The sequence below is a fragment of the Evansella vedderi genome (assembly GCF_030813435.1).
Classification (GTDB): Bacteria; Bacillota; Bacilli; order Bacillales; family Salisediminibacteriaceae; genus Evansella; species Evansella vedderi.
In genome coordinates, this window is record NZ_JAUSUG010000013.1 from 165,460 (window position 1) to 172,788 (window position 7,329).

The window sequence follows — 7,329 nt, forward strand, 5'->3', positions numbered from 1 at the left end:
ATTGCACTAACTACTCCCTCGTAATATACTAAATTTGTAGATTTGTGGAAAAAGTTAGAAAAAACCTATTCTAAACCGGAAGATTAAACAGATTATTCTATTAATTAAATCTGTTTCAGCCCTGTTAAGTATAGGGGAGAAAAAATAGTTTCAAAAAAAACTTATTTGAGGGGGACGGTTATGAACTTCATTAAACGCGGCGCTTTAAATGTTACTAGAAGAATAGGGAAATCATTTATTTTACTATTTATTATCTTTATTTTGGGGAACGTAATAGCTGGAGCTATTTCAATTCAGCAAGCAACAAGTAATGTAGAAAGAACCATTAAAGAAAGAATAGGTACAGCAGCAACATTGGAAATTGATTATCAGAAATTGGATAGTATGAGTGAACAGGAAATGATGGAAGTAGATTGGACTCCTATAGGCCGCGATCTTATTAGGCAGATCGGGGAACTTTCGTATGTAAAATATTATGATTATTCATCAAGTACATGGCTAGGCTCTGATGACATCCAAAGCTATGAAGGTGGTATGGAAGTACATTATGGTGACTCTTATAACCCGAGATTTCAGTTAAAAGGTATTAATTATGCCCGTGTCCTTGATTTTGAAGAAGGAAGAGGGCAATTAGTTGATGGAAGAGTGTTTACGGATGACGAAATTGAGAACGGAGCATCTGTTGCTATAATTTCAAAGAAACTGGCTGAAGAAAATAATTTACATGTTGGGGATACGTTTGCCTTAACAAATAAGGTGTTTGATTACTCAGCAGGGGAGGAGGAAGAGATTGCTTCTCGTGATGTTGTTTTAGAGATAATTGGTTTATTCGAACCACAATCAGTTGCTGAGAATGATGGGGAAAATTCAGACCGTGGTATGTGGGATTGGATGGATATTGAATATCAGAATACAGTTTATGTGTCAAATCAAGTTGTACGAGAGGAAAATCAATTCCATATGGAAGCATATATGGCCATTGATGAAGAGTACGCACAAATGATTGAAAATGAGGAGATTCATGAACATTTCTCTCCGATTTTCATCTTACATTCAACAGATGTAGCTGAAGCCTTTGCAGAAGAAGCAATGCCACTAATACCACAACTATACACTGTTAGGAATGTCAGTGATCATTTTGATAACATTGCTGGACCAATTAAATCCATGGCCACGTTATCTGGATACGTATTAATCGTCTCCATTGTAGCATCTGTATTAATTATTGGGTTAGTTGTCTTATTGTTCTTACGTGATCGTAAGCGTGAACTAGGCATTTACTTATCGTTAGGAGAACGTCGAAGTCGTGTCGTTGGTCAAGTATTATTGGAAGTGATGATTGTTGCTATCATAGGGATAACACTCTCCCTTTTTACTGGAAATCTACTCGCTAGTGGGGTTTCAGATACAATGATGAAGTCGGATACAAATCAACAGTATCAAGACTACTATTTTTATGGTGGTGAGCTTCATTCGAATCTAACAACAGATGATGTTATTGAATCCTATCAAGTACATTTAAACGCAACTTATATTATGATGTTTTTAGTAATAGGTCTGTTAACCATCCTTGTATCAACAGTTATACCATTAATTTATATCGTTCGTTTAAATCCGAAAAAGATATTAATGTAATAGAGGGGGGAAGAAGATAATGATACTAGAGGCAAAAAACTTAAATTATTACTATCAAGACGGTGAGAATCGCCGTTATATATTACGAGATACAAATGCTTCTTTTGAAAAGGGGAAATTTTATACTATCTTAGGACACTCAGGTTCAGGAAAAACCACATTTATGGCTTTACTTAGTGCATTAGATGAACCACATAGTGGAAATGTTTTGTTTCATGGACAAGATATTAAACAAATAGGCTATGAAAAATACCGTCGAAACAATGTTGGAATTATTTTTCAGAGTTATAATCTCGTTCCTTCCTTCACAGCGGTGGAAAATGTTCTTGTACCCATGTCCATAACAGAAAATGAAATACCGAAGGATAGAAAAAACGTGGCTTATAATTTACTAGATTACATAGGCATTGTAAAAACAAAAGCCGACCGTTTTGTAAATAAATTATCCGGGGGAGAACAACAACGTGTAGCTATAGCAAGGGCATTGGCAACAAACGTGGAACTCATTCTTGCAGATGAGCCAACCGGTAATCTTGATGAAGAGATGGAACAAGAAATTATTGATATCTTCACAAAACTTGCTCATGAACACCAGAAGTGTGTCATTGTCGTTACTCACTCAAATGAAATTGCTCAGCAATCTGATCAAATTTACACTTTAAAGAAAGGTGTTTTAACAAAACATGAGTGATTTCTTATCTAACTTTAACAAGGATAAGTATAATCAATTTATGAATGAGCGAGAGAAAGAAAAAACGAGTAACAATGACAAAAATAAATCAGAAAGGCAAGAAGAAGAGTTAGAAATAGCGGGAGAGTCTGAAACAGATCAAACTTCAGTGAAAGAGCAAATCTTTGAGGGATCTACTAACTCCTCAAAAGCCAATGTTGCTGCAAAATCAATTGTAAACCGTCACATGGAATCAGTGGAGGAAATGGAAATAGACCCAGAATATAAAAAGAAAAGGCGCCGTACCATCATATATTTGATTACTGGAGGAGTGTTGGCACTCTTCCTACTCTTCCTCCTTTATTATCAAGCTGTTCACGTTATCATGGAAGATTTTGTTGGACAACCTATTTCCGATGCACGGGCATGGGCAAACGAAAATGGCTTAGAGGTAGAATTGCTCCATGAAACTAGCATGGAGTATGATGTCAATCAAATCATCTCTCAAAGTACACTTGAAGGAACAAGAGTAAGGAAAGGTGAAACAATTACCCTTATAGGGAGCACAGGACCAGACCTAGATGAACGAATTGTCTTACCTAACTTTGAGGAAATGAGCCTATATGAGGTTGAAACGTGGATCGCATCTGAGAAAGCTGAAAATATTCAAATTATTACAGAATATAGTGATGAAGTGGAAGAGGGAAATTTCATTCGGCTTGCCATTCGTGATTCGAACGTAAATGAGGAAGAGTACCGCCGAAGAGACAGGGCTATTGTCTACTATTCTAGAGGGAAAGAAACATTTGAACGGAATATTACGGTTCCCGATTTTGTTGGAAAACCTCGTCATGAAGTAGAACAGTGGGCGGAAAACAATGAAATTGAAATGACATACACAGAGAAAGACTCCAACAATGTAGAAGCAGGTATGATTATTAGCCAAAGTATTCGAGATGAGAAATTAGCAAAACGCGATAAAATGGAAGTTGTCGTCTCCCTTGGAAAAGCAATTATTGTACCAGACTTTTCTGAACTAACAATGGAAGAGGCAATGAATTATACTGGTTTAAATGTGATGATGCAACAGAGGTTTCATGGAAATGTTCCGTACGGAGGATTAATATCTCAATCCATTAAAGCTGGAACAAAGCTAATAGAAGGAGACAACATGGATATTAAAGTTGTCTATTCAGAAGGACAGCCTTTCTTACGAGATTACCGTGGTCTGCTGGAAGGAGAGCTGCCACGTCTATTCTATGAGGACTACCGATCCAAAGGCGCTAATGTTCATTACAAAGTAAAATATGTAGAAGCTCCTGAAGTTAAAGGAACCGTAGTCAGTATGAGTAATTTCAATGAATTTGTTCCGATGGATTATCAAGTAGAGATAAGGGTAAGTAACAATAAAAAAGGGAATTCTTCTCCGTGGGAGGACGGTGGGGCCCATGAGCCATTACCAATGGAAGAAGAGCTAGAAAATAAATAGCGAATACGGATGGGGATGTAAGGTATTAGAAGAACAGAGGCCCGTCCCATGATTACTTCGAGGGTGACTCAAAAGGTAAAAAACACCTTTATTACGAAAACTATGTTTTAATACATTGTTTATTTTCAAACGAAGTTGATTGAAGCGTAAAACAACTCCAAATTTAGCATAGCCAAAATAGTTTTCATTTAACGTGTTGTCTATAAGGATATGGAGTTTGAGTCACCCTCATGTAATTCATTGACTTATCCAATCATTTTATCTAAGTTCTTAAACTCCAGCTCTTGGAATTTATCCATCATTCTTTCCCGGTTAATGTTAAAAAGAGCATTGTCTAATGAACAATTAACAGCTACTTCACAATGAATTCTCGCTAGTTTACGGGATAAATGTAACATCTCCAGATCCTGTTCAATCTTCGTCCTTTGAGCTTTTGTTAACGATCCTAAGTTTTCTAATATACCTTCAATACTGCCGTATTTTATTAATAGGTTTAGTGCTGTTTTTTCACCAATTCCCTTTACTCCAGGATAATTGTCACTACTATCTCCCATCAATGCCTTCAAATCAACCATTTGTGGAGGATGTATCCCCTTTTCATCATAGAAATTGTCTTCTTTGTATAATTCGTAGTTCCCATAGCCTTTTTTCAAGAGAACAACATGAATATTTTTTTCAATTAGCTGTAAAATATCCTGATCTCCAGTTAAGATCAATACCTCTGCTTCTTCTTTATAATGTTGGGCTAATGTTCCAATACAATCATCCGCCTCGTAGCCATCAAGTCCTACATTCGGAATATCCAAAGATTCTACAACATCTTTCACAAGGTCAAATTGGGGGATTAACTCAACAGGGGGTTCCCCTCGGTTCCCTTTATAATTAGGGTATAACTCCGTGCGAAATGTCTTACTTCCCATATCCCAGCAACAAATTACGTGGCTTGGCTTGTACGTATTTACGGCTGTAAATAAGTGTTTAATAAATCCATGAATAGCATTAGTTGGCACTCCTTTACTATTTACCATAAAATAACCGCTCATAGCGGTAGCGTAGAAAGCACGAAATAATAATGCCATTCCGTCCACAAGCATAACTTTATTTTTCATCACCAAAATAACTCCTTTTTAAATGACATTCTATACATTATAACAAAAAAAGTAGAAAAAACGGGAAGATTTCATAGGAAATAATCTATACATCAAAGCTTGAGTGCGTATTACGTTATTGAAATGTTAGTAAGTGAATAATAATGAGTTACCTTCATCATATAATTAATAATGCTCTAAGGAATATTGAAAGCTTTATCTGTTTTACTATTTAAGGGGGACACTTCCTTGTTTCAACTTCCTATTGAAGACCCTGTTAAAATCTTTGCCCTAACGATGGTTATCTTCTTTCTAACACCTATTTTGATGAATAAATTGAGGATTCCCGGAATTATTGGGCCTATTATTGCTGGAATTATTATCGGTCCAAATGGGTTGAATATATTAGAACGGGATCAAACAATCGTATTACTGGGGACAGTGGGGCTATTATTTATTATATTTATCGCTGGTTTAGAGTTGGACCTTGATGGCTTTAAAAAATATAAACACCGAAGTTTACTATTTGGAACACTGTCTTTTATAATTCCATTTATAATTGGCACGGCCTTTTTTATTATATTGGGCTATTCATTGATGGCTGCCATTCTTATTGGATCTATTGTAGGGTCCCATACACTATTAGGATATCCCATTGCTAGCAGGCTGGGGATTGCAAAAAACACGGCAGTTACAACTGCAGTTGGAGGTACGATTGTGACGGATACCTCCGCTTTATTAGTGCTGGCGGTGATAACTGGTGCAGTATTTGGAGAACTTTCACCGGCCTTTTGGGTGCAGTTAGGAATATCCATCGCTGTTTTTGTTACGGTTGTCTTAGCTGGTATTCCACTCCTGTCAAGGTGGTTCTTTCGAAATGTTAATAGTGAAGGTATCAAAGATTTTACCTTTGTAATGGTTATTTTATTTGCAGCTGGATTCTTGGCTCTTGTAGCTGGGCTGGAGCCTATAATTGGGGCCTTCCTAGCGGGGTTAGCACTGAACCGGTTAATTTTAGATTATGGTCCATTAATGAATCGCATACGTTTTTTTGGTAATGCTCTCTTTATTCCCTTCTTTTTATTTTCCGTTGGTATGTTGATGGATTTAAGGGTCCTTGTAAGTGACCCGAGTGCTTGGGTTGTAACATTGCTCATTTTAGCTGCCGTTTTCATGGGAAAAGGGCTTGCACCATACGTAGCAGGGAGGCTGTATGGCTATAGCAGCATGGAACGGAAGGTAATGTTTGGGCTTACTATACCACAAGCCGCAGCAACCCTTGCTGCCACTTTGGTTGGGTTTAATGTTGGTTTATTAGATCAATCTACAGTAAATGCAGTTATTATTATGATTTTATTAACCTGTATCATTGGCCCGTCATTTGTAGATAAATATGGACGAAAGCTAGCTTTGACTGAAGAGGAGAAACCTTATAAACCTCAGGAAGGTCCAGAACGGATTTTGATTCCATTATCAGACCCGAATACCATGGAATCTTTATTAGATCTATCCTTTTTAATTAAGGGAGCAAATAGTGAGGATCAACCATTGTACCCATTATCCGTCGTTCAAAAGGAAGGGAAAGCAGCAGAAAGTGGTGTAGCAAAGGCTGAGAAAATGCTAGGCCGTGCTGTTATGTACGCTTCAGGTGCAGAAATGCCTGTCCGAGTTTTAACAAGAGTGGATTTAAATGTTTCTGATGGAATAATTAGGGCTATTACAGAGGAAAGAATCAATATCATCGTTGCTGGATGGGATGCAAAGATGACTAGTAGACGATTATTTGGTAGTGTCATTGACAGGGTGATTGAGCGGACAAATCAAACCATTATGGTATCAAAAATAGGTTATCCCTTAAATACGGCAAAACGGGTTGTGTTAGTCATTTCCCCTGGTGCAAATCGAAAACCGGGATTTAGTGATGCTTTACAAAAAATAAAAATGATAACCGGTAAATTAAACGTCTCTTTACTCGTATTAGTCATTAAAGAAGAGACGGATAAATATGTGAGATATATGAAGGAAATTAAACCTAATCCACCTACAACGCTTGTTCATGTTGAAGACTGGGAGATATTGAATAATAATTATGTACCTAAATTAACGAGGGATGATTTAGTCATCCTTTTAAGCGCACGAAAGGGAACGATAGCTTGGCATTCACAGTTGGAGAAGCTGCCAGAGAGATTAGCCTTTGTTTCCTGTGAAAGCTTCATTATTTATTATCCTGCTGAGGTGGAGGAAGAGGTGGATATTCGTGGAACTAGGGGGACTGAAGTTCCGAAAACCTTTATATATAAAGAATAGACAGAGAAACAGAGGGGGTCTTAAAAGGTTAAACATACTTTTAAGACCTCCCTCTATAAAGTTAAAATATCTCCTGAATACTCACGTATTCTCAAAATTTCATAAACACCTATATAGTAGACGCACCTCTGATAATGGAT

5 protein-coding genes are annotated in these 7,329 nt (G+C 37.0%); 4 read left to right on the plus strand and 1 reads right to left on the minus strand.

What is annotated here, in order from left to right:
• The first annotated feature begins 180 nt into the window (after positions 1-180).
• From J2S74_RS16380 to J2S74_RS16390, 3 genes are read left to right on the plus strand one after another with little or no spacing between them, the layout of a single operon-like run.
• Entirely contained in the window at positions 181-1,635 is a 1,455-nt protein-coding gene (locus J2S74_RS16380) for an ABC transporter permease (protein WP_307327270.1), read from the plus strand.
• A gap of 19 nt (positions 1,636-1,654) precedes the next feature.
• Positions 1,655-2,326, plus strand: coding sequence for an ABC transporter ATP-binding protein (locus J2S74_RS16385; RefSeq protein WP_307327273.1), 672 nt, complete (start codon positions 1,655-1,657; stop codon positions 2,324-2,326).
• On the plus strand, positions 2,319-3,794 hold the full coding sequence (locus J2S74_RS16390; RefSeq protein ID WP_307327275.1) for a PASTA domain-containing protein: 1,476 nt from the start codon (positions 2,319-2,321) through the stop codon (positions 3,792-3,794). The genes J2S74_RS16385 and J2S74_RS16390 overlap by 8 nt, the downstream gene beginning before the upstream one ends.
• 245 nt (positions 3,795-4,039) lie before the next feature.
• Here J2S74_RS16390 and J2S74_RS16395 read toward each other — a convergent pair whose 3' ends face one another.
• Entirely contained in the window at positions 4,040-4,903 is an 864-nt protein-coding gene (locus J2S74_RS16395; protein ID WP_307327289.1) for a 5'-3' exonuclease, read from the minus strand.
• Between the two features lie 228 nt (positions 4,904-5,131).
• On the opposite strand from J2S74_RS16395, the gene J2S74_RS16400 reads away from it, so the two are divergent.
• Positions 5,132-7,189, plus strand: a complete 2,058-nt coding sequence (locus J2S74_RS16400; RefSeq protein ID WP_307327276.1) for a cation:proton antiporter — start codon at positions 5,132-5,134, stop codon at positions 7,187-7,189.
• Positions 7,190-7,329: the final 140 nt, after the last annotated feature.

Excerpts from the sequence above, each read along its gene's own strand:
- J2S74_RS16380 (WP_307327270.1), top strand. The coding sequence starts at position 181 with ATGAACTTCATTAAACGCGGCGCTTTAAATGTTACTAGAAGAATAGGG.
- J2S74_RS16385 (WP_307327273.1), top strand. The coding sequence starts at position 1,655 with ATGATACTAGAGGCAAAAAACTTAAATTATTACTATCAAGACGGTGAG.
- J2S74_RS16390 (WP_307327275.1), top strand. The coding sequence starts at position 2,319 with ATGAGTGATTTCTTATCTAACTTTAACAAGGATAAGTATAATCAATTT.
- J2S74_RS16395 (WP_307327289.1), bottom strand. The coding sequence starts at position 4,903 with ATGAAAAATAAAGTTATGCTTGTGGACGGAATGGCATTATTATTTCGT.